General features: G+C 37.8%; 16 protein-coding genes. 13 read left to right on the plus strand and 3 right to left on the minus strand.

The window, feature by feature from the left end; translation table 11 throughout:
• The first annotated feature begins 598 nt into the window (after positions 1 to 598).
• From ACP6PM_RS27765 to ACP6PM_RS27775, 3 genes are all read left to right on the plus strand, one after another.
• Positions 599 to 1,474 carry an alpha/beta fold hydrolase gene (locus tag ACP6PM_RS27765; protein ID WP_426590126.1) on the plus strand — a complete coding sequence of 292 codons (876 nt, stop codon included), beginning with the start codon at positions 599 to 601 and terminating at the stop codon, positions 1,472 to 1,474.
• A 222-nt stretch (positions 1,475 to 1,696) separates the two neighbouring features.
• On the plus strand, positions 1,697 to 2,707 hold the full coding sequence (locus tag ACP6PM_RS27770) for a DMT family transporter (RefSeq protein WP_426590127.1): 1,011 nt from the start codon (positions 1,697 to 1,699) through the stop codon (positions 2,705 to 2,707).
• A gap of 9 nt (positions 2,708 to 2,716) precedes the next feature.
• Positions 2,717 to 3,097 (plus strand): ectoine synthase, encoded by a 381-nt coding sequence (locus ACP6PM_RS27775; protein WP_426590128.1) that lies wholly within the window; start codon positions 2,717 to 2,719, stop codon positions 3,095 to 3,097.
• A gap of 279 nt (positions 3,098 to 3,376) precedes the next feature.
• Here ACP6PM_RS27775 and recA read toward each other — a convergent pair whose 3' ends face one another.
• Positions 3,377 to 4,459: a recombinase RecA gene (gene recA, locus ACP6PM_RS27780; protein ID WP_426590129.1), complete on the minus strand. Its 1,083-nt coding sequence runs from the start codon at positions 4,457 to 4,459 to the stop codon at positions 3,377 to 3,379.
• A 315-nt stretch (positions 4,460 to 4,774) separates the two neighbouring features.
• Between recA and ACP6PM_RS27785 the strand changes: the two genes are divergently transcribed.
• The 6 genes from ACP6PM_RS27785 to ACP6PM_RS27810 all read left to right on the plus strand — a co-directional run bounded on the left by ACP6PM_RS27785 (position 4,775) and on the right by ACP6PM_RS27810 (position 12,560).
• On the plus strand, positions 4,775 to 4,975 hold the full coding sequence (locus tag ACP6PM_RS27785) for a hypothetical protein (RefSeq protein ID WP_426590130.1): 201 nt from the start codon (positions 4,775 to 4,777) through the stop codon (positions 4,973 to 4,975).
• Between the two features lie 41 nt (positions 4,976 to 5,016).
• Entirely contained in the window at positions 5,017 to 6,252 is a 1,236-nt protein-coding gene (locus ACP6PM_RS27790) for an RNA-guided endonuclease InsQ/TnpB family protein (RefSeq protein WP_426590131.1), read from the plus strand.
• 192 nt (positions 6,253 to 6,444) lie between these two features.
• The gene (locus ACP6PM_RS27795; RefSeq protein WP_426590132.1) at positions 6,445 to 7,578 is read left to right on the plus strand and encodes a DegT/DnrJ/EryC1/StrS family aminotransferase; all 1,134 of its coding nucleotides are present in this window, start codon (positions 6,445 to 6,447) and stop codon (positions 7,576 to 7,578) included.
• A gap of 853 nt (positions 7,579 to 8,431) precedes the next feature.
• Positions 8,432 to 9,325, plus strand: a complete 894-nt coding sequence (gene crtB, locus ACP6PM_RS27800) for a cyanoexosortase B (RefSeq protein WP_426590133.1) — start codon at positions 8,432 to 8,434, stop codon at positions 9,323 to 9,325.
• Positions 9,326 to 10,057: 732 nt separating this feature from the next.
• The gene (locus ACP6PM_RS27805; protein WP_426590134.1) at positions 10,058 to 10,777 is read left to right on the plus strand and encodes a cyanoexosortase B system-associated protein; all 720 of its coding nucleotides are present in this window, start codon (positions 10,058 to 10,060) and stop codon (positions 10,775 to 10,777) included.
• Between the two features lie 262 nt (positions 10,778 to 11,039).
• Complete coding sequence (locus ACP6PM_RS27810; protein ID WP_426590135.1) at positions 11,040 to 12,560, plus strand: SLBB domain-containing protein; 1,521 nt, start codon at positions 11,040 to 11,042, stop codon at positions 12,558 to 12,560.
• 661 nt (positions 12,561 to 13,221) lie between these two features.
• On the opposite strand, the gene ACP6PM_RS27815 is transcribed toward ACP6PM_RS27810, so the two are convergent.
• Complete coding sequence (locus tag ACP6PM_RS27815; RefSeq protein WP_426590136.1) at positions 13,222 to 14,094, minus strand: hypothetical protein; 873 nt, start codon at positions 14,092 to 14,094, stop codon at positions 13,222 to 13,224.
• Between the two features lie 468 nt (positions 14,095 to 14,562).
• On the opposite strand from ACP6PM_RS27815, the gene ACP6PM_RS27820 reads away from it, so the two are divergent.
• The 4 genes from ACP6PM_RS27820 (at position 14,563) to ACP6PM_RS27835 (ending at position 21,241) form a co-directional block, all read left to right on the plus strand.
• Positions 14,563 to 15,147, plus strand: a complete 585-nt coding sequence (locus tag ACP6PM_RS27820; protein WP_426590137.1) for a hypothetical protein — start codon at positions 14,563 to 14,565, stop codon at positions 15,145 to 15,147.
• A gap of 590 nt (positions 15,148 to 15,737) precedes the next feature.
• Positions 15,738 to 15,890, plus strand: coding sequence for an addiction module protein (locus ACP6PM_RS27825; protein ID WP_426590138.1), 153 nt, complete (start codon positions 15,738 to 15,740; stop codon positions 15,888 to 15,890).
• A gap of 47 nt (positions 15,891 to 15,937) precedes the next feature.
• Positions 15,938 to 16,063, plus strand: coding sequence for a hypothetical protein (locus ACP6PM_RS27830; RefSeq protein ID WP_426590139.1), 126 nt, complete (start codon positions 15,938 to 15,940; stop codon positions 16,061 to 16,063).
• A 147-nt stretch (positions 16,064 to 16,210) separates the two neighbouring features.
• A complete protein-coding gene (locus ACP6PM_RS27835; RefSeq protein ID WP_426590140.1) occupies positions 16,211 to 21,241 on the plus strand; it encodes a tetratricopeptide repeat protein in 5,031 nt (1,676 codons plus the stop codon).
• Between the two features lie 285 nt (positions 21,242 to 21,526).
• Here the strand turns inward: ACP6PM_RS27835 and ileS are convergent, their stop codons facing one another.
• Positions 21,527 to 24,982, minus strand: a complete 3,456-nt coding sequence (ileS, locus tag ACP6PM_RS27840; RefSeq protein WP_426590141.1) for an isoleucine--tRNA ligase — start codon at positions 24,980 to 24,982, stop codon at positions 21,527 to 21,529.
• Positions 24,983 to 25,306: the final 324 nt, after the last annotated feature.

The following is a 25,306-nucleotide window of genomic DNA, read 5'->3' on the forward strand; positions in this document are numbered from 1 at the left end:
CAAGGAGTCAGGAGACAGGAGACAGGAGACAGGAGTTCATTAATGGATAATTGATAATGGATAATTGATAATTACCTCTCCCTAAAACGGAGAGGATTGACGCGGTAGGGAAAAAATTTATTCTCGCGTTGGTGATTGGATATGGTTAGGTAACCCATCGATCACTCGACCGCTTTTTTCCCCTATCCAAGGGGAGGCAATTAGGCTTGAATCATCTAATTATTTAATTGTTTAATTATTAATTATTTCGGTAAGAGGTAAGAGGGAAGAGAGAAGAAGGAAGATGTGGGGAGAAATAATACAAAAAATTCAACACTCCTTGAGATGATGATTTTTCCTCAAAATTGATGCGCGAAAAGACTTGACTACCATAATTATATAGCTATCAAATGGGTTCTATAAGTATAAAAATTGGCAACCTAATAATTCCTGGAACCCACAGAGGAAAAGCTACTGGTCTACCAAGCTAACAATGTGGCTTAACCGGATGTTAATCTATAGATATAAATTAAGTTAAAAATTTAACATTAGCTGGACACAAATTACTATTAACGAAGTATATAGAGGTCTGGCAAAATAGGAGAGTTGATTGCAAACTATGAGTCTTCTAGAATCTCAATGGCAACATTTCTTTGTAGACACCAATAATATCCGCCTACATTGTGTTACTCAAGGTGAGGGAGAATTAGTCATACTCCTTCATGGTTTCCCAGAATTCTGGTATTCTTGGCGGTATCAAATGCCTGCATTAGCCCGTCATTTCAAGGTTGTAGTTCCAGATTTACGGGGCTACAATGATTCTGATAAACCAGATAATGGTTATGACTTGGATACTTTAGCTGCTGATATTCGGGGACTAATTGAACGTTTAGGTTATGTTAAAGCACATATTGTAGGCCATGATTGGGGAGGGGCGATCGCATGGCACCTAGCTCAAAAATTTCCTCAATACTTGAACCGTCTAGCAATCTTGAATGCAGCTCATCCACAAAAACTGATTCAAGAACTGGCAGGAAATGTAGATCAAATACGCAGAAGTTGGTATATATTAGCTTTTCAAGTGCCTGGAATTCCAGAATGGTTAATTCAGCAAAACTTAGGAGAATTTATTAAAGGAGTTTTCCAAGGACAAGCAATTCGCAAAAGCGCCTTTACTGCTGAAATTACTCAGATTTATCAAGCAGCTTTAGAGAAACCTGGAGCTTTAGTCGCTGCAATTAATCACTATCGTCAATTTCTTTTGCCTCAAAACTGGCTGAAAAACTTCAACCCTAAGCCAGAAAAAGTTACAGCACCTACTTTAATTTTATGGGGTAAAGAAGATTATCTTTTAAGTCAAAAACTTACAGAAGGTTTAGATAAATTAATTGCTGCTCCTTTCTGGTTAAAAGTTATTCCTGAGTGTGGTCATTGGATACAACAAGAAGTACCCCAAACAGTTAATCGAGAATTACTTGATTTTTTCCGAAATTAAAAATTCAGTAAAAAAATTGCTGATTGAGATATTATTTGACTCAAAGCACAATTAGGCGTTGCTGAAGTGTAATAGTTAATAGCTTAATGTAAAATCGGAAAACTTATTTTTTTTACATTGAGACTTAAGCTAAAATTATTACCATTCACCAACGTCGTAAATCTGAATAAGCAAAAACATAGTGTGGAGAAAGATTTAAAAAAATTTGAAAAAAACAAGCAAATGCCGGAAAATTTTGACTTTCGGCGTTGGCAAAGTATCGGAGCTTTTTTTATCGTTTCCATACTCCTTGGTTCAATTCCAGCAATAACAAAATGGACAATTTTGTATATAAGTCCTAAAGCAATACTGGGTCTTCGCTATATAATCGCGCTCGCTTTATTCATGCCTTGGATTAGTAAGTTTATTTTAAGTCTTAATTCAATTCAAAATCAATTAACTTTAGGGACAATTGAATCGATCGATTTAAGTAATACCTTACAAAACAATGTAGGAATTAGAAAAATTGGGTCAATAAAGAATAATGTTCTATTCCGAGATGGTTTAATATTGGGAATTCTTACATTTGGTATTAATTTGGGTTTAACTATTGGAGTCCAAACAATTTCTGCAAATCGCACTTCTTTCCTATTTGGGTTGTGTGCTATTTTCGTATCTGTTTTAGAGTTTATCTATCGAAAGCGGTTTATTCTCAGAATATTTGCAGCAGCAATTTTAGCGTTTGGTGGCAGTAGTTTGATGTTCTGGGAACAAAGTTATGAACCTTTGATTGGAAGTTTATGGGTTTTAGGAGCAATCGTGTGTGAAGCAACCATTCTTTTTCTTTTAGAAGACATTGCTCCTCGTCACGATCCAGTCACATTATCAATCCTGCGATTGGGAACTGCCACTACTTTAGCCATGTTTATTGCCGTACCCGAACTTGCGAATCAGCTAGTCGTGATTGTGGAAAACTGGATACCTCTGTTATATTTGGGGGTTGTTACTGCAGCGATAACTTGGTTAGTTATTTTTGCTCTAAAATCTCTACCTGCTACTGAAGCTGCCTTGATTCAGACATCGGAACCAATTTTCGGGGCAATTATTTCATTTCTAGTTTTGGGTGAAAGTTTTGGTTGGCGTGGTATAGTAGGTGCTGGACTAATTTTGATCGGAACTACTTTAGCAATCCTGAATTCGTCCAATGAATTAGCTGAAAAAAAACAACTTATTTCCAAGTGCGAAGAAGTATAACGTATAAATATGATAGTTAGCAGTTTAGATCGACTAATTGGAACTGAACGAGATGTAGCTTGGGGGAATGGCCAAAGTCGCAGATTTTTGATTGAAAGCGATGGCATGGGATATACCTTAACGGATACCATTATAGATGCAGGAAGTGAGTCATTGCTACAATACAACAATCATCTAGAAGCTTGTTATTGTATTGAAGGGACGGGAGAAGTTGAAACTTTGGATGGGAAAGTTTTTCCAATTACTGTCGGTACAATGTACGCTCTCGATAAGCACGACAAACATTATCTACGGGCAACAACAACTATGCGATTAGTTTGTATCTTTTCTCCTGCTTTAAAGGGGAATGAGTCCCATAACGTGACAGATAGTCAAGAGAGTAGCTATTAAGTTTCAGTAGTCAAGAGAGTAGCTATTAAGTTTCAGTAGTCAAGAGAGTAGCTATTAAGTTTCAGTAGTCAAGAGAGTAGCTATTAAATTTCAGGGAAAATGTAGCACCTAAAACCCATACTTTACCGAATAATTAAGGTTTAAAGCCTCTCATCAGCAAAGAGAAACAAGAAAAAATTTTCCTTTGAGTCAATCCTCTCCTTTTCAAGGAGAGGTAATAATTAATTATTAATTATTGAATATGGGTCTTAGGTGCTACATTTTCCTCTAAAATATAAGTTACTCTTCCTCTAGAGTTTCATCCTCATCTTCGTCGTCTTCTATTTCATCAACCCGTGCCACAGAATTAGCCGAAACTACAGCACCTTGACTTAACTCATCCCGAACTTGCTTTTCAATTTTTTTAGCAAAGTCAATATTTTCTTCCATATAGGCAATAGCTTTTTCTCTACCTTGAGCAAAATTAGTTCCTTCGTAGCTATACCAAGCACCTCTACGTTTAATTACATCTGTCTCTTCGGCTAAGTCAATAATACAGCCAACATTAGAAATTCCTTTACCAAAAATAATATCAAATTCAGCAATGCGGAACGGAGGAGCAACCTTATTTTTAGCAACTTTTACCTTAGCATGAATACCATATTCCTCTGAAGATTTCTTCAGAGTTTGTGTGCGACGAATATCAAGTCTGACCGAAGCATAAAACTTAAGAGCATTACCACCAGTAGTAGTTTCTGGATTACCATAAACAACACCTATTTTTTGGCGAAGTTGGTTGAGAAAGACTACCGTACAACCAGATTTACCAATATTACCTGTAATTTTCCGTAGCGCTTGACTCATTAAACGAGCTTGGAGACCCATGTGAGAATCTCCCATATCTCCCTCAATTTCAGCTCTAGGTACCAATGCTGCTACCGAGTCAACAACTACAATATCAACAGCTACAGAACGAACAAGTTGATCCACCACTTCCAAAGCCATCTCGCCAGTATCAGGTTGAGAGACCAATAAATTTTCTATATCTACTCCTAATGCAGCAGCATAAGTAGGGTCTAGAGCGTGTTCTGCATCTACAAAAGCGGCAATACCTCCAGTTTTCTGAGTTTCGGCGATCGCGTGTAAAGCTAGGGTAGTTTTTCCAGAACTTTCTGGCCCATAGATTTCAATAACTCTGCCCTTGGGTAAGCCCCCTCCCAATGCTAAGTCTAAGGTTAGTGCCCCACTAGGGATTGTTTCTACCTTCATGCGGGTAGCATCTCCCAAACGGACAATTGACCCTTTTCCAAAACTTTTTTCTATGGTTTTGAGGACTGAATCTAAAGCTTTTTGTTTTTCTTTACTATCTGTAGCTGAAGCCATTTGTTTTTTTTCCCAACTTACACTAGATAATGGCTACCCAATAAGGGTAAATGTAGTTTTTCATACTGCATTATCGTAACATTTTTAAAATTCTATTATTCGATAATACATATAAAATATTATTAAGATTATAGTATTTAGGGAAAGAGAGCTAGTTTAGAGAATAAACATAGAACAAAAATGGACTTTATCGGTTCTCCTTGATAATTTCTAGTAGTCCAAAAATCCCAATTGATGGGGTAGAGATGTTTGAAGTTATAAAAATTATACCCAGTTTTTACGCCTGATAATTCTTGTAGTAGAGCACTAGACTATATGGACGATTGTGATATATACCCAACTTATTTGTATCAATATTTTATAGATTATCGGCAAATAATCTTATGCCCCGATCGTTTTCAGGAGTTATCTAAACGTTGGTTGAAGACCCGCGCTCTCCATCCCCCCCAACCCCCCTTTGAAAGGGGGGGAGCGACGCAATTGGAAAACCAATCAATATTGCGGGTTTACACATAGTATGTTAAAATGTAAATGTGGAAAATTAATCAGATTAGTAGATGGTTGAAAAAGCGTACAAATTTAGATTTTACCCAACTCCAGAGCAGGAAAGTCTGCTTAGGAGAACTTTGGGTTGTGTACGCCTGGTCTACAACAGAGCTTTGGCAGCTAGAACTCAAGCCTGGTATGAGAACAAAGAGCGAGTAAGCTACAAGCAAACCTCAACTATGCTTACTAGCTGGAAAAAACAGGAAGATTTGGATTTTCTCACAGAAGTAAGCAGTGTGCCATTGCAGCAAAGCTTAAGACATTTACAAACAGCTTTCACTAACTTTTTTAGTGGACGGACTAAATATCCTAATTTCAAGAAAAAGCGGAATGGTGGTAGTGCCGAGTTTACCTCATCAGCATTCAAGTGGAAAGATAATCAAGTCTATTTAGCCAAATGTGCAGAACCATTACCCATTAGATGGAGCAGGCAACTACCCCAAAACTCTGTGCTTAGTACAATTACTGTCAAACTTGACCCCTCTGGTAGATGGTCTGTATCTCTGAGAGTTAATGACACCAGAGATTTGAAACTTAAGCCAGTCAAAAAACAAGTTGGGATTGACTTAGGTATCACCAGTCTTTTAACTACCAGTGATGGAGAAAAAGTTGCGAACCCAAAGAATTTTCAGAAGTTGCATAAAAAACTGAGGTTAGCTCAGAAGTCCCTAGATAGAAAAACCGACAAAAAGTCTAATAATTATCAAAAAGCAAGGCTTAAAGTAGCTCGTATTCACGCAAAAATTAAAGATTCAAGAGGAGACTATACCCACAAACTAACAACCCAACTAATTAGAGAAAACCAAACGATAGTAGTTGAGGATTTGGCAGTTAAGAACATGGTCAAAAATCACTACCCACCCCCATCCCCTCCCGGGAGGGGAGCAAGAGGGGTGGGTAGTGATGCCAATTGGGGAGAAATAGTCAGGCAATTAGAGTACAAAGCTGAATGGTATGGACGGGAACTAATAAAAATTGACCGATATTTCCCTAGTTCCAAGCGTTGCTCTAGCTGTGGTTATGTAGTAGAAAAATTGCCTCTAAATATTAGAGAGTGGGATTGTCCTAAATGTGGTAGTCACCATGACAGGGACATAAACGCTGCAATTAATATTTTGGCTGCGGGACTCGCAGTGTCAGTCTGTGGAGCGACTGTAAGACCTGAAGGGAGTAAATCCCGGAAGGCGGGTGCATTGAAGCAGAAAGCCCCTAACAGCGATGCTGGGGAATCCCGCGCTGTCTCGTAGAGCAGCGTCGGGAGGATGTCAATTGTGCTATCTTATACATACTAATTAAGCCAACTTAATGTATAAAACGATACCCAACAGCAGCAATTCTCCGGTCTTTAAGGAGAATGTGACAGAAGTCGCCGAAGGTTTTTCAGACCATAGCTAAAGCTGATGGGTTTCCAAACAACCGATTGATAATATATATAGAGTATGCCAAAAAATATTCCTTTCGTTGACCTAAAACTCCAACATCAACCACTTAAAAGTGAATTAGAAAATTCGATTCAGGCAGTATTAGAAAGAGGAGATTTTATACTTGGTCAAGCAGTAGAAAAATTTGAGTCCTCATTCGCTACAGCTTCTGGAGTGGAAAATGGCATTGGAGTTTCTTCTGGCACAAATGCTATAGCACTTGGACTTCAAGCTTGTGGTATTGGTCCAGGAGATGAAGTAATTTTACCAGCTAATACATTTATTGCCACTTTAATTGGGGTCCTTCATGCTGGTGCGACCCCAGTGTTAGTAGATTGCCATGCTGAAACTGCGTTAATTGACTTGGAAGTTGCTCAAAAAGCTGTCACATCCAAAACCAAGGCAATATTGCCAGTACACCTTTATGGTCAAATGGTAGCTCCTAGTGAACTAAAAGACTTTGCTCAAGCTAACAACCTAATTATATTTGAAGATGCAGCCCAAGCTCATTTGGCACAAAGAGAAGGTTACTATGGTGGAAGTGTAGGAACTGCTGCTGCGTTTAGCTTCTATCCTAGTAAAAACTTAGGTTGCTTTGGTAATGGAGGAATGGTTATTACTAATAATGCGGAGGTGGCAAATAAAATGCGAACTCTCCGTAATTATGGAGCCCCCCGTAAATATGTCCATGAGGAAGTAGGGACAAACAGTAGACTTGATACAATACAAGCTGCCGTACTTAATGTCAAGCTGCCTTATTTAGAAGGTTGGAATAGCGATCGCAACCAAGCAGCTCAAAAATACGATACCCTCCTCAGCCCCATGAAAGAGAAAGGTATTATTCCGATCGAGAATTTGAGTGGTACTGGTCATATTTATCATTTATATGTGATTCGAGTCACTGACAAATCTCCAATTGAGCGCGATACCCTGAAAGAGAAATTAGGAGCAGCAGGAGTTTCTGTTGGTATCCATTACCCCATACCCTGTCATCTCCAACCAGCTTACCAAAACTTGGGCTATAAGCAAGGAGATTTTCCCAACAGTGAAATTCTAAGTCAACAGATTTTATCTTTACCCATGTATCCTGTAATTAATGAAGAACAAATTAATCACGTTGTTGAGACAATGTTTCAAATTATAGGTAAGTAATTGGTAAGTATTCAGCTATCAGCTTTATAGAACCTATTTAAAATCTCCTTGCCTAATCATCAGACTTACAATTTCTTGGTTTAATCATTATTGGCATAAATAGTTATACTCGGCAATTACCGAATAATTAATAATTAATAATTATAAATTAAATACCTTGGTTAAAAGCCGACCCCCATAGGGGAAAAAGTAGTCATTTAGCTAGCGCACAACTTCGTACTTCGGCTGTCACCGAGATGAAAAGCGGAGCTTAGAGTAGGATGGGATGCATCAGAAACCTAGCCAGATCCAATCGACCAAAGAGAAAAGTGCTAGGATATTTTCTGATATTCAATTCTTTTACGGTTTTAACCAGAGGTAATTATCAATTATCAATTATCCATTAATGAACTAGCCTGAAATTGCTTGATATACTAGCTACTTCAGAAGCTAATTTAGCTTGAGAAAGATACCAAATGGGTTCTAGACAAAATGAAGTCTTATGGCAGTATTTAGATAGTAAAGTGCCATTTGAAAATATGGTTCAAATTACATCCTAAGACCTGAGCTATCCGTAGCAAATTTCTTTAATGCCTTCAGAAAAAAAGCTGTTTGTTATGCTGAAAAAAAACCGAAATACTGACCATGAGCTAAATGAATACTTACAGTAATTGTTAACTTCATTGATTTTCAATTCAGGGTGTTATCATCAAAGTATCATCTAAAACTCAGGAATTTAAGTTATTAAATCAGGGTAAATAGAAAAATATAATATTATTTTTCATCATCTACAAAATCAAAATCAGTTTAATTTCTGTTGAATTTTAAATACAAATTTTAACTGTTTAAATAGCAATCAATAAAACAAAAAAAAATGCAAACGCGTCAAAAATTTCCTATTGCTATTGAGCAAAACTTACTGACAATAGCGATCGCTGCTTTAATATTTCTGATGTATGCTCCGCTGATCATATATTGGTATGATGGGTGGCTAAATAAAAGTATAAGTATAGAACATGAATATTTTAGTCATGGAATAATAGGTATACCTTTTGCTGCTTATATTGTTTGGAATAATCGGCATAAATGGGAAAACTTACCGAATATTTCTCATCCCTTGGGAGCAGTATTATTAGGAATTGCAGGAGTTTGGTATATCAGTAATATTTCAGACTTAATAAACTTGTCTTTTCCCATAATATTGGCAGGAATTTGCCTTTGGTTTAAAGGAATACCTGGTTTGAAATTAATGGGTATGCCACTACTCTTTATTTTGCTTGCTAGTCCTAATCATATTCCCTATTTAGTTGAACCTTATGCCTTACCTCTACAGAAATTTATTGCTGCAATTGCCGGGTTTATTATGACTCAGTTGCACATGGAGGTTATTGTTGAGCAAATATATTTATATGTTGGAAATAGAATTGTTGAAGTTGCACCCCATTGTGCAGGTTTAAAAATGTTATTTACCAGTATCTATGTTTCTCTAATGTTACTTTATTGGACTGGGGCTATAGCAAGTCGCGCTAAGACAACTTTTTTACTGGTTAGTACAGTATTAGTTAGTGTTAGTGCAAATATTGTGAGAAATACTGTACTAACAATTTTTCATGGTACAGGTCAGGATGAAGCTTTTCATTGGTTACATGATGGATGGGGTGGAGATATGTATTCTGCCTGTATGTTGGGTTTATTAATTCTGATTATGAACTGGGTAGATAATTATTTCACAACATCGGCTGATTCTCAAAATCAATCTGATATATAAATTATGATTATGATACTGTCTAAGATTTAAGCATTCAGCCATCAGCTATGAGTTATGAACTAATTATTTTGTCAGGAGGAATTAGTCTCCAGGAAGTGACATAAAAATGAAATTGGTCTATCAGCTAAGGTTATTCATTAATGGATAATTAGCTCAAGGAAAACCCTAACGGAATTAAAGATAAGGAAATATCCTAGCACTTTTCTTGAGGGGAGATTGGATATGGCGTTTAGCGCTCCGCCTTTTTTATGTCGGCGACAGCCGAAACGCACGTTGTGCGGAGCGCTAAACGATCGTTTTTCGCCTATGGGGGAGACTTTTAACCAAGGTATTTAATTAATAATTATTAATTATTAATTATTAATTATTCGGTAAGTTATTACCTTCAAAAGCTTTTTGGGTAGCATGATCCAGGAAAACATGACCCAGGAAAAGCTGAGTGCTTACCTTAAGGTCAGAAATTCTCAGTTTAGGAAATAGGAAATACAAAAGTAGAAAAAAAGTATACCTTAACTAACATGAGAAAGCCTATATAGCTTTCCCCAAGCTCGTGAGGTACAGTTATCTTTTTGTTTTTTTTATTCCCTGTTCCCTATTCCCTGTTCCCTCAAACCTAAAATTTTGTACCTCACCAGTATAGGAATTGCTATATAGAAATATAATCAAAAGATAGTTGTAGGATTATTTTTTTCCAAAATAATTCCACAAATAAATTAAATTATCATTTTTTTTATGATTTACAGTTTTAAATTACTTCATAGATATCAACTTTCAAAAGTAATATTAGTTGTACTTCTGTTAATTGTTTTAGTAGTAGGTGCTGTTCCTGGTTATATAACAGGAAAATGGTCATGGAAAAATACAGTCCAAATTGCTAATTTCAAAGACTTAAAACAAATAAGAGAAGACGGATTAACTATTTCTGATTTGCCAACCATATCCCATCAAAAAATACGAATTGCTGACAATAATTGGTTGCTGCAAAAAGTTAAACAGGATAATCAATCTGTAATTTTGTTACTTTTAACTCCCAATGGACCCAAAGACAAGCCCCAAGTAGAATGGATGGATATAAACGGGTTTAATCGCTGGAAAACAGATTATCACCAGCGAGTTAAATTTACCCTGAAAATAGCAGGCAATGGGGATGGAACTACAGACTCAAAAAAGCAATCTTCTAATATAGAAGCTAGATTCTTTCGAGGCTGGACAAATAAACAAACTTATGCAGTTATGCAATGGTATGCTTGGCCTGGAGGAGGAAGTCCAGAAACTGGCGATTGGTTTTGGAAGGATAGATCGGCTATGATATCCAAAAAGCGTGTACCTTGGGTAGCAGTTAATATTTTATTGCCTGTTGAACCTTTAGCAGATATCGATCCCTATCTACCACAACTCAAATCTATTGGGGAAAAAATTCAAGCATCACTAATGACAGAAGCATTCAAATAAGTTTTAGACATCTCCAGAAAAGAGGGAATAGGGAATAGGAAACAGGGAACAGGGAACCCACCCCTAACCCCTCCCAGGAGGGGAGTAATTCATAATTTATCGATAAGAATTGATTTTATTTTGTATTTTTGGAGATGTCTTTTAGATATAACAAACCACAATTAGTTAAGTTATTCGAATTTCTTAGACATAGTTAGGGTATGCAAAAAGTTACTTAATTCCTAAGAATAAAACTTAATCGCGCAAAGCTACTTCAAAGTTTATGATTAACAACTACTCTCGAAAGTTAATTTCTTTATCCTTAGCCAACTTTTACTCTAGTGCTATAATATTCTCCTTAACTGGGTTGATTTTTCCCAAAACTGCTTATGGGCAACCCCAATTACCTAATAACTCTAAACAAAATATTGCACAAACTAATATAAAATCTCCATCCATAGGTTCTCCACCTTTAGATCCTAACTTCGACTCAGATCCAGATTTACGATTAAGACGTTACTTACTCGGACCGGGAGACCAACTTTCGATTCAAGTTCAAAGATTTGCTGATCTAAATGTAGCGACAACTATAGGTCCAGAAGGTACGATTCAAATGCCTCTGATAGGAACTGTGTTATTGCAAGATTTAACTATATTAGAAGCAATAGCAAAAATTACCTCTGAGTTAAATAAATTTATCATTAATCCAGAAGTATCCATATCTTTAGTTGTCCAACGTCCAGTCCGAATCACAATTGCCGGAGAAATTACAAGACCTGGTTATTATCCGGTGGGAGGAAATTATCAAATTTCAGATGCTTTATCAGCAGCAGGTGGGACAACTTTTACAGCAGACCTACGGAATATAGAGGTACGTCGGACTTTAGCTAATGGTTCTGTAGTTAGTCAGATAGTAAATATTTTAACTCCATTACAAGAAGGTGGTTCTCCTCCAGATTTACGTTTAGAAGATGGGGATGTAGTAATTATACCTTCTCAGCAGTCTATTATACCTGAAGAGAAAGACAGAGAGTTACTCACTAATTATAGTCAAGCAGGAGCTTTAGCTACTGGTATTGTTACTGTGAATGGGGAAGTAACTCGACCTGGTTATTACCCTGCAAATCAGGTATCCTCTGCTTTATTAGCTGCTGGTGGTGCTTCTCTGACTGCCGATCTGCGACGAATTTTAGTCCGCCGGACCTTAGGTGATGGTACTGTGATTGAAGAAACAATTGATTTATATACTCCTTTGCAAAATTCTACTGACTTGCCCAATATTCCTTTAAAGGATGGCGATGCTGTGATTGTACCCACATTACAACCAGGGTCAGACTTAGGTTATGACCGGGAGCTAGTTGGTAAATCGACTTTGAGTCAAGAACAGATTACTATTCGTATTTTCAGTAATCCTAATGATACCTTGGCTACTACTAATCTCCCCAATGGTAGCAGATTAATAGATATTCTCAATGGTATAGCGGTAGAGTCAGCAGATTTGAACGCAATTAATTTAATTCGATTTGACAAAGAAAAAAGGAAAATAGTTAGGCGGGAACTGAATGGGAAAAAAGCGATATTTGGCGATAGTTCTCAAAATATTTTACTTCAGAATGAGGATATAGTTGTTATCGATAGAACTTGGATTAATAACATTAACTATCTATTTGAGAAATATACACTTCCTATTAGAAGTTCGCTGGAATTCGTGCTTTTTTTCCGGTCTTTACAACAAGATACCTCTAACGTATTCTTTGGTGGTGGTAGTAATGGCAATAATCGTAGAAATAATAATAGTAATTAATTAAAAATCAATAATTAGACATCTCCAGAAAAGAGGGAATAGGGAACACTTAACTGGGAACACTTAACCCACCCCTAACCCCTCCCAGGAGGGGAGTAATTGATAATTTATCGATAATAATTTATTTTATTTTTTATTTTTGGATATGTCTATTAGGAATAGGCAAATAATTAGAAGTAATACTATTTCTCAAAAATAATGCTATACCCGATCGGGTGGGGAGGTGTGGGAAGTAGTAGGGACGTTTTGCTGACGCAAAGCTCCGCTAACGCTGCGCGACATGAAACGCATTTTTGTTATGCAACGTCCGTACGGGAGAGGTTAAAAGTAGGAAAAATATATACACTCCCGGCTAATAATTGTCAAAAACAGACAAAAAATCTTGGTAACTATTGAGGTGTTGAAGTATCGCTGAAGTATAGCGTTACTTTTGGTAATTGGTATAAAAAAGTTTTGATTGGTCTATAAAGTTCGGGTGTGTTGTTGCTGAACTCAGAAGTCATATCAAATCTGGTTAAACAGTTATATATTGGTTAAGTCTTTAGGAGTCAGGAGTCAGGAGGCGAGAGAGAGAATAACAAAACTCCCCACACTCCCCACCCTTCCCACATTTTGCACACTTCCCACCCTCCCCACACTCTCCCCACTCCCCATCCCCAAATTAATCTAAAGGTGGTGCTTCGGGGCTGAGAATAACGATATATTCTCCATCTCCGTTTTGCTGAATGACAACAACGGGAGGGCGAGCATTTGAAGGGGCATTTTTTGGCAGAGAAGGGAATATGTAATATTGACCGTTTCTATCGATCAGCAGTCGCCACACAACTTTGGGAAAGTTGTCATCAGTTTTGTTGTTATAGTCTCTTTCTAGTAACTTTTCATATAATTCAAGATCGCCGATCGCTCGAAAACTACTTCTATTAGGATCGTCTGTGAGGTCGGAAATTTTTCTACCTAATGGTAGTTGATTTTCTGGTGTTATTAAAGTAACTACTGGTAACAATGATGTTTCGTTGCGAGCGTCTCGAATAGCATCAACTTTTCCCTGACTTTGACCGAGAAAAAATAAGGCTGTTAATAACCAGCTAACCATGATAATTTCGTTAATCAAAACTTTGTCATATCTGATGAAATTAAATTGTTTCAAATAGAGAAATGATTGGAAAGGGCGAGTAATTTTATGGTGTTTGGTTTTCAGACTCCAATTTAATAATTTCAACCGCCATTTGTTGATAATATCAGTTAATTTATTTCTGCAAAATTTAAGTATAATTAAATTAACTTGAATGACAATAATAATGATTATAAAAGTGAATATTCCTATCCGAATAGTGCGCCAAATAGTGGAAAAATCTCCTATGGATATGTTGCCTAAAAATACCTGTATTGGTGCAATTAAAAATGATTCAAATGGTAAATCTAGGGTGGTTACTTCTAGTTGAAAATAACCAAAATAAGCCCAACGATAAACCCAACCTGTAAAATATAAACCTATTCCTAAAAAACTTAATAAACTTGCAATTTTTCCCAGCATATTTTTCATTCATTGATAATGGATAATGAATAATTTCTCTAATTATCAATTATCCATTGGTAAATATAAATTATTCTTTCACTAGGGTAATACTATAGGTCTAGTAGGGTGTGTCAAGCTTGAAAATATGGGTTAAAAAACCTAACCCCCTAACCCCCTTCCCTGCAAGGGAAGGGGGGAAAAACTCCCCTCTCCTCGCAGGAGAGGGGTTGGGGGAGAGGTCTTCGCTCGTTGCTCAATCCTAACCTACAATTTTAGTCTAGACACGCCAGTAGGGCGCATTAACAATAAGCATAACGCACCGAAAATCATTGGATAATTGGATAAGCGGTGTGTTATGACGGATTTTTCAATAACTTTTCATAATCCAAATTTTAGCCGTCTAACACACCCTAAAAATTTTGCATTAGCATTAATATAGTAATTAAAGATATTAGCAGTAATAAATATTTCTATCCGGTACTAACTATGAAGATAAATAAAATTACTATAATTTTCTTAGTAGCTTGCCTAACTTTAGGAGTCCAAGATAGAAGACAGGCGATCGCTAACCCCAAAGCTATTGTAGAAGCTGAAGCTAAATCAACTGCACAACCTATTCCTTTTTCTTTCCCTACTAATGCGACAGTGGTACTCAAAGATGGTGATAGTAGATCCGGTAAAGTAATAGATATTAATTCTCAAAATATTACTATTAAAAAAGGTGAAAGTCGTCGCCAAGAAGCGATCGCCAATGTTGCCCAGATTAAGTTTAATGGAGATATTTGGTGGCCAACTTCTAGTAAGCCAATTCGTATTCGTGGGAATGAAGTAGAAATGAAAGGTGAACCCCGACGTTTTCAATTACGAATGGATGGCTTGGAATGGGAGGATGCAGAGAATGGTATTGCAATTATTAAACCGGAAGCTGTGGTTGGGGTAGATGAGAGAAAAGGTCTACCTCGAAGTATGAGGAATACTGGTAAGAGTCGTTATATTGTCAGTGAGATGGAGTTTGAACCGGAGCAGCAAATTTTAATTATTACTGCTACTTCTCAATCAAGAAAAGAATAATTTAGTAGGTTGGGTTGACGGCAGGAAACCCAAAAAATATAAATCTATTCCCATATTTTTGGCGTTGCACAATCAGGAATGATGAACTCTGAAAGTAGATATTTTTAGGTAATTCTTTTCTTCATATATGTACAGTTTAAAACCTATTATCATTCTTTAATGTGCAACCCCATATTTTTAATTACTAATTATGTGGGCTTGATATAATTATTAATTGTTGTAGCACTATAAAAAAGTCATAGTAGTAGCACGTCTAGACTAAAATTGTGGGTAAAACCTAACCCCCCAGCCCCCTTCCCTGCAAGGGAAGGGGGAGCATTTCTCCCCTCTCCTTGTAGGAGAGGGGTCGGGGGAGAGGTCTTCCGGGATGCTAAAACTTGCCCACATTTTAAAGCTAGACGAGCTAGTAGGGTGGGCAAAAAGTAATTTATCTAGATTAATAGTTAACTTTTCAAAAAAATTTGCCCACTATTGCTTCTACAATTTTAATGTTTTTAATCTTTGGGATAATAATTATAGTATCTGTTGAAGAACTCATTAAAGAAGCTTTATCTTTACCGAATATACAGAGGGCACTTTTAGTATAAAAGTTGGTTGAAAGTTTGGAGTTTGATATAGATGAAACGATTCAAAATACTTGGATAAATGAAGCTAAAAAACGCCGAGATGAAATTAAGAATGGTGATATTTTATCCATATCTGGAGAGGACGCTTTAGCTGAGGTAAGGCGAATTTTAGAATAATAAAATATGTTTTTCATCCTGCTGCTTTAACAGAATATTCTGAAGCTGTGGAATTTTATCCAGAGCGTCGAGTAGAAATTGCACAGACATTTATTAATACTGTGGAAAATACAATATTCAAAATAGTTAAATATCCCACTCGTTTGCCTGTGATTGATGAGGATATTCGCTGATGTCTAATGGATAAGTTTCCTTATGGTATTTTATACACGATTGAAGATAATTTTATTCTGATTTGAGCAGTTATGCACTGTAGTCGAGAATAGGGATATTGGTAATAGCTCAATTTTAACCTAATTCTATTTGACTTAATTATTTATATGAAACGAATTATTATTACTTCTTTAATTGGAATAACAACCCTGATTACAACTCCCCTAACACTGCCACTATTATCACAACAGAGTTACACCCAAACTTCCAACTCTCAGACAGAAAAGTTAGATAGCTCTGAGACAGAAACGTTAGAGCAACTAATAAAAACAGGATTGCAACAAACAGAGCAATACCAATCTCAGGAGGCTATAGAAACGCTTCAACAAGCTTTAGCTATTGCCAAAAAAGTCAAAAACCGAGAAAACGAGGTATTAGCAAACTTTTTTCTTGGTCTTAACTACGATCGTATAGGTAAGCCACAAGAAGCATTAAACTTTTACAATGAGGCTTTGATGATTTTTCGGGAAGCGGGCGTTCGCTCTGGAGAAGCTCATACTCTCAATAGTATTGGTGGAGTTTACGGCAGTATAGGTAAACCCCAAAAAGCACTAGAATACTACCAACAAGCTTTACCCATCTGGCAAGAAGTAGGCGATCGCTCTGGAGAAGCTCGTACTCTCAATAATATTGGTGTAGTTTACGATAAGATAGGTCAACCCGAAAAAGCATTAGAATACTACCAGCAAGCTTTACCTATCGTGCGAGAAGTGAACAATCGCTCTGGAGAAGCTCGTACTCTCAATAATATTGGTGAAGTTTACCGCAAAATAGGTAAACCCCAAAAAGCATTAGAATACTACCAGCAAGCTTTACCTATCTTGCGAGAAGTGGAGGATCGTTCTGGAGTTGCTACTATTCTCAATAATATTGGTGCAGTTTACACCGATATTGGTCAACCCCAAAAGGCATTAGAATACTACCAGCAAGCTTTACCTATCCTGCGGGAAGTGGAGGATCGTTCTGGAGTTGCTACTATTCTCAATAATATTGGTGCAGTTTACACCGATATTGGTCAACCCCAAAAGGCATTAGAATACTTCGAGCAAGCTTTACCTATCAGTCGGGAAGTAAACGATCGCTCTCAAGAAGCTACTACTCTCAGTAATATTGGTGCAGTTTACCGCAAAATAGGTCAACCCGAAAAAGCATTAGAATACTACCAGCAAGCTTTACCCATCAGGCGAGAAGTAAACGATCGCTCTGGAGAAGCTGTTACTCTCAATAATATTGGTTTAGTTTACGGCAGTATGGGTAAACTTCAAAAGGCATTAGAATACTACCAGCAAGTTTTACTTATCAGCCGGGAAGTGAACGATCCCTCTCAAGAAGCGACTACTCTCAGTAATATTGGTGGAGTTTACAACAGTATTGGTCAACCCAAAAAAGCATTAGAATACTACCAGCAAGCTTTACCTATCACGAGGGAAGTAAGCGATCGCTCTGGAGAAGGTACTACTATCAATAATATTGGTGCAGTTTACAGCGATATTGGTCAACCCGAAAAAGCATTAGAATACTACCAGCAAGCTTTACTGATAACGAGGGAAGTGAACAATCGCTCTGGAGAAGGTACTACTTTCAATAATATTGGTGTAGTTTACAGCGATATTGGTCAACCCCAAAAGGCATTAGAATACTACCAGCAAGCTTTAACTATCTGGAAAGAAGTGGGCGCTCGCTCTGAAGTGGCTAATACTCTCAATAATATTGGTCTAGTTTACAGCGATATTGGTCAACCCGAAAAAGCATTAGAATACTACCAGCAAGCTTTACCTATCACGAGGGAAGTACGCAATCGCTCTGGAGAAGGTACTACTATCAATAATATTGGTGCAGTTTACGACAGTATAGGTAAACCCCAAAAGGCATTAGAATACTACCAGCAAGCTTTATCTATCACGAGGGAAGTGAAAAATCGTTCTGGAGAAGGTACTACTCTCAATCATATTGGTGCAGTTTACGACAGTATAGGTAAACCCCAAAAGGCATTAGAATACTACCAGCAAGCTTTACTCATCAGGCGAGAAGTGGGCGATCGCTCTGGAGAAGGTACTACTCTCAATAATATTGGTGGAGTTTACGGCAGTATAGGTAAACCTCAAAAGGCATTAGAATACTTCGAGCAAACTTTACCTATCTTGCGGGAAGTAGGCGATCGCTCTGGAGAAGGTACTACTCTCAGTAATATTGGTACAGTTTACAGCAATATTGGTCAACCCCAAAAAGCATTAGAATACTTCGAGCAAGCTTTACTTATCAGTCGGGAAGTAAACGAGCGCTCTCAAGAAGCTACTACTCTTAATAATATTGGTACAGTTTACAAAAGTATTGGTCAACCTCCAAAAGCATTAGAATACTTCGAGCAAGCTTTATCTATCACGAGGGAAGTGAAAAATCGCTCTCAAGAAGCTACTACTCTCAGTAATATTGGTCTAGTTTACGACAATATTGGTCAACCTAAAAAAGCATTAGAATACTACGATAAAGCTTTACCTATCTTGCGGGAAGTGAAAAATCGCTCTCAAGAAGCTACTACTCTCAATAATATTGGTGCAGTTTACAGCAGTATAGGTAAACCCGAAAAAGCATTAGAATACTTCGAGCAAGCTTTATCTATCACGAGGGAAGTGAAAAATCGCTCTAGAGAAGGTACTACTCTCAATAATATTGGTGGAGTTTACGACAATATTGGTCAACCCGAAAAAGCATTAGAATACTACCAGCAAGCTTTACTTATCACGAGGGAAGTGCGCGAGCGCTCTCTAGAAGCTACTACTCTCAGTAATATTGGTGTAGTTTACAAAAGTATTGGTCAACCAAAAAAGGGATTAGAATACTTCGAGCAAGCTTTACTTATCAGACGGGAAGTGGGCGATCGCTCTGGAGTTGCTAATTCTCTCAATAATATTGGTGTAGTTTACAGCGATATGGGTCAACCCCAAAAGGGATTAGAATACTACCAGCAAGCTTTACCTATCACGAGGGAAGTGAAAAATCGCTCTAGAGAAGGTACTACTCTCAATAATATTGGTACAGTTTACAGCGATATGGGTCAACCCCAAAAGGGATTAGAATACTACCAGCAAGCTTTAACTATCTCACAAGAAGTGAGCGATCGCTCTGGAGTTGCTAATACTATCAATAATATTGGTGGAGTTTACCACAAAATAGGTAAACCCCAAAAGGCATTAGAATACTACCAGGATGCTTTAGTTATCAGCCGGGAAGTGAGCGATCGCTTTGGGGAAGCTACTTATCTCAATAATATTGGTCGAGTTTACCACAAAATAGGTAAACCCCAAAAAGCATTAGAATACTACGAGCAAGCTTTACCTATCTCACAAGAAATCAGCGATCGCTCTGGAGAAGCTAATACTCTCAATAATATTGGTGTAGTTTACAAAGACATAGATAAACCTCAAAAAGCATTAGAATACTACCAGAAAGCTTTACCCATCTCACAAGAAGTGAGCGATCGCTTTGGAGTTGGTGTTATTCTCAATAATATTGGTCGAGTTTACTACAAAATAGGTCAACCCCAAAGAGCATTAGAATACTACCAGAAAGCTTTACCCATCTCACAAGAAGTAGACGATCGCTCTGGAGTTGCTAATATTCTCAACAATATTGCTTATGTTTATCGAGATACCAACCAACCAAAGAAAGCAATCAAAAATTGGGAAGACTCATTAACAATGATCCTAGAAATGCGTGCGGGGTTAAAAAAAGAACACCGTAAAACTTTTTTAGCAGATGAAGATAATGAGGGTGCAGCGATCGCCCTTGTCGATCTCCTCATTGACCAAAATAAACCTGATGCTGCCTGGAAATGGTATAACCTAGCTACTACTTTCGACATCGCTGACTACACTCACCTTATTGATGCCAAAGTAAAAAACCCAGAAGCTCAAAAACTAATTAACCAATGGGAACAAAACTATCAAGAATTACAAGGTCTCTATGGCAAAGTAAAAAATAAATGGAATCCCCAACTTTCCCAAAAAATTAACCAGTTACAAGCAGACAAAAGCCAACTCGCGGAAAAGATGAGCCAGGAATACCCAGAAGTTGCGGAGCTTTTTGAATATAAGCCAAAAGATATCAAAAAACTCAAAGCCAATATTGCACCAGATACCGTTGTTATTCAACCAGCTCTTTTAACTGGTATTAAAAATGTTCCCGATAGCATAGCCATATTTTTTATCACCAGAGATAAACCTGTGCTAGTTAAAAAAATTCCTATAGATGACCAAAAATTTGATTACATCCTCACCGAATATCGCCAGCAACTAGAAAACCCCAACGCTGACGACTACGACATTAACCAAGAAAAACTCTATGACTATTTGATTCGTCCGATGTCAACAGAAATAGCTGCTTACTCCCCCAAACAACTTGCCATCATCCCCACCAGAAAATTACGTTATATTCCTTTTGAAACCCTATTTGATAATCAAACAGACCAATATTTACTGGAAAAATATCCCATCCACTACCTCACCCGCATCTCTGGGAACAAAAAACCAGAGTCAAAAAACACTAAACCTATGAAAGTATTAGCATTTGGTAATCCCACTCCCACAAAATTAAATCTCCCTGGTGCAGAAGAGGAGGCTAAAGCGATCGCAGAAAAGTTATCAGGCAAACATTACATTCAAAAAGAGGCAACCCTGACTCGTTTCCAAAACGAATCCCTGGGTTTTCCCATAGTGCATCTTGCTACCCACGGTTGCTTTCAAGAAGGTGGTTGCCCTGGTGTGGGTTTAGAGGAAAATACAATTTTGTTTGCCAACGATGAAACTTTTAAGATCAAAGATGCTGCCAGTTTAGGATTAAAAAATACAGATTTAATCGTTTTGAGTGCTTGCCAAACTGCCATGACAGCAGACTCCAACGGTGAAGAAATAGCGGGAGTTGCCTATTTATTTGAGCGTGCGGGTGCCGATGCTGTGATTGCCAGTTTATGGAATGCGGAGGATGAGACTACGAAGGATATTATGGTGAAATTTTATGAAAATTTGCAACAAGGAATGACGAAAGTGGAGGCATTACGTCAGGCGAAGTTAAGTTATGTTAGGGAGTATGTACATCCGTTTTATTGGTCGCCTTTGATTTTGATAGGTGATGGGGAGTGAGGGAGTTGCCAGACACAGATTCGGGCACGGATAAACGGATTAATCATTTGACATCATCTGTGTATCCGTGGCAAAAGATGCTAGACACAGATTCGTGCGGGGATAAACGGATTCATTATTTGACATCATCCGTGCATCTGTGACAAAATCCCTGTCTAGCTCATAGGTGATGGGGAGTGAGGGAGTTGCTAGACACAGATTCGGGCGCGGATAAACGGATTGATTATTTGACATCATCCGTGCATCCGTGACAAAATCCCTGTCTAGCTCTGTCTAGCTCTACAGTTAAAATTCTCCTGCTAAAGCAGCAACACAACGTTCGCAAATTGTGGGGTCTTCTGAGGAGACACCGACATGGGTAGAATAATTCCAACAGCGATCGCATTTCTCGCCATCTGCTTTGACTACTCCTACTCCTAAAGTATCTGATATAGATTTATATTCAAGATTTCCTAGAGTTTCTGGAGATTCTAATAATTCTACTTGAGAAGTAATAAACAGATAACGTAATTCATCAACTCCATTACCAGCGATGGTGGCTTTAATATTCTTGGGTTGTTGAGGTAAATTTTCTGTTTCTACTACTTGTGGAATAGGGGGAGAATCGACTTTTTGGGGAGGAACAAAAACTCCTTCTGGAGATACTAAGGTTGCTGATTGTTTAACTGTATTGTCTGTTGATTTTTTCGGTTTGGGTGATAAGGCTCCTTTACCTAATATATCTTCAGCAGTCAATTTGATTTTTTCGGACAAACTTTGCCGAGTTTTAGTCAATAACAAATTATGAGTAACAAAGCGAATTGTGTAGATGATTCCGACTAATTCCATGATGGAATTTACTACGGGTATTTGGTGAATTGTTGTTACTACTGTTAGTGTCACTCGGATTAATAACAGGAATATAATCAGGAAAAATATTCCTCCTAATGCTTTTTGATATGCACTAAATAATTTGCTCAAAATATCAGGAAAATCTGATAAAAAATCCTGGGGTTGAGCAAAATTAGCATGAGATTTTTGCGGGTTATTAGGAGTTGTATTTTCTGTTGTTTCTGGTTCTGTTTCGATTTGAACTTCTAGAACTTCTGACTGACTTTTTTCTGCTTTAGCAGTAGGGTTAAAAGATTCCATTTGCTCTCGCAATTCTGCATCTTTTACATACAACAATACCTTTGCTTCTAGGGGCGCACCGATGGCTTTTTCTGCTCTTGCTTTTTCCAATACTTTGTTAACTTCAGTGCGAGTTTTTCGTAATTCTTCCCATAATTTCACTAATTCTGGGTTATGCCATTTTGACTCTAATTTCACCCACCCAGACTCAAATACAGATTTGTAGGGAGTCGGATAAGGAAGATTTTGCCAAATATCTTCTGCCATGTGAGGTAAAACTGGAGCGATCGCTTTTGCTAAATTTTCTACAGCTATAGCTAAGACTGTCTGACAACTGCGCCGTCTGAAAGCGTCAGTCGCACTGATATAAAGTCGGTCTTTGGCAATATCTAAATAAAAGTTAGATAGGTCAACGACACAGAAATTTTGAATTGTTTGGAAAAAGCGGAAATACTGAAACTTTTCAAAACCATCTTTGACTTCAGCAAATACTTCTGTTATCCGGTGCAACATATAACGGTCTAACTCTGGCATTTCCTCATAAGCAACAGCATCTTTTGCCGGATCGAAATCATGGATATTCCCCAATAAAAACCGCGCCGTGTTTCTAATTTTGCGATAAATATCTGCTATTTGCTTGAGAATATTTTTACCAAGGGGTACATCCGAAGAATAGTCTACAGAGGAAACCCACAAACGGAGAATATCTGCACCATAAGGAGGTTCTTGTTTTTGATTTTTGCCGCCTTCAATAACTATTGATGGATCTACCACATTTCCCAGAGACTTACTCATCTTGCGACCATTTTCATCCAGCACAAAACCGTGAGTCAAAACCGTTTTATATGGTGCAACACCGTTAGTAGCAATACTGGTCAGCAAACTTGACTGAAACCAACCGCGATGTTGGTCGGAACCTTCCAAATATATATCAACTGGATATCTTAACCCTTCCCGTTGTTGAGCAACTGCTGCCCAAGATGAACCGGAGTCAAACCAAACATCCATTGTATCTGTACCTTTCTGATACTTGTCAGCATCTTTACGATATTTTTCTGGTAGGAGCTCCTCCACCGACATTTCCCACCAAGCGTCAGAACCTTTTTCGGCAATAATTTTTTGCACATGAGCAATGGTTTCCTCAGTCATTAAAGGTTCCCCAGTCTTTTTGTCATAAAATACCGGAATAGGTACGCCCCAACTTCTTTGTCGAGAAATACACCAGTCAGAGCGATCGCTTACCATTGGAGTAATGCGATTTTCTCCTTGAGCAGGTATCCACTGAACATCAGCGATCGCCTTGACTGCTTCATCCCGGAAACCTTCCACGGAAGCAAACCATTGTTCGGTTGCTCGAAAAATAGTTGGTTTTTTGGTGCGCCAGTCATAGGGATATTTATGTTCGTAGGGTTCCTCTTTCAACAGAGAGTTAACATTTTGCAGTGCTTCAATGACGGCAACATTTCCCTCTTTTAATACATTCAACCCCTCAAACTCTCCTGCTTCAGCAGTAAATTTTCCATTGCCATCCACAGGCGACAAAATTGGTAAACTATAACGTTGCCCTACGATATAGTCTTCCTGACCGTGACCGGGAGCAGTGTGAACTAAACCTGTACCAGACTCAGTAGTAACGTAGTCGCCACCAATGAGAATTTTACTTTCTCGCTCAAACAGTGGATGTTGATAAGTGCAGTTTTCTAAGTCTTGACCTTTAACAGTCGCTACAGGTGTTAAAGTTGTACCGAGAGTTGCCGACAAACGTTCGACTGCTTCTGCTGCAACTATGAATAATTTTTCTTTCCCCATTGCATAGTCAGCATCGGGTTTGACAACAGCATAGTCGAGGTCTGGGTTAACGCTGACTGCCAAATTACCAGGAATAGTCCAAGGTGTTGTCGTCCAGATGGCAACCCAGAGTTTTTCCAGGTAAGGTGCGAGAGACTTTTCAACTGCTTTTGCTAATTTCGTAATTTTAAAAGCAGCATAAATACTCTGAGATGTGTGACCTTCAGGATATTCTAGTTCAGCTTCTGCAAGAGCAGTTTTAGAACTAGGACTCCAATGTACTGGTTTGAGACCACGATAAATGTAGCCTTTCAAAACCATTTTGCCAAATACCCCAATTTGAGCAGCTTCATATTCTGGAGAAAGAGTCATGTAGGGATGTTCCCAGTCTCCCCAAACACCATAACGTTTGAATGACTCCCGTTGTTTGTCTACAGTTTCCAGAGCAAAGTCTCTAGCTTTGTGACGTAATTCTATAGGTGTGAGTTTTGCCCTTTCTGCTGATTTAAGATTTTGAATAACTTTTAATTCGATAGGTAAACCGTGGCAGTCCCAACCAGGAACATAACGAACTTTTCGCCCCTGAAGAATTTGATAGCGGTTAATAATATCTTTAAGAATTTTATTCATGGCATGGCCAATATGCAGGTTGCCATTGGCATAAGGTGGGCCATCATGTAGGGTGAATATTTCCCCTGGGTTGGTCTCTGAGAGACGTTCATAGATTTGTGATTCTGCCCAAAACTTTTGTAGTTCTGGTTCGCGGGTGACTGAGTTTGCCCTCATATTAAAATTGGTTTGGGGCAGGTTTACGGTGTCTTTATAGGATTTTGCTTCAACCATTAGATTTTAGATTTTTCTGTGAGTATATTCAGAATTTTAGACTTATTTGTTTGTATCATGCCCTGTTTAGGGTTTTGGTGGTGTTTAATCTTATCTGCATAACTGCCTGTCTATCTTAGTCAGGACTTACGCATTTTTGAGTTCTAAACACTACATATTTATAACGTTATAGTTCTTGAACGCTATATGACGCTATATATAGTGTCTCTGCGTAAGTCCTGTTAGTCTTGTAAAAAGAGTATCTATCAACAAAAAATTTGGTCAACATTTGCAGGTGGCTTTTATTCATTGTAGTATAAAAAATACAATTTGAAGTAAAAATTT

This window comes from Dapis brunnea BLCC-M229 (genome assembly GCF_050015995.1).
In the GTDB taxonomy this organism is placed as follows: Bacteria; Cyanobacteriota; Cyanobacteriia; order Cyanobacteriales; family Microcoleaceae; genus Trichodesmium.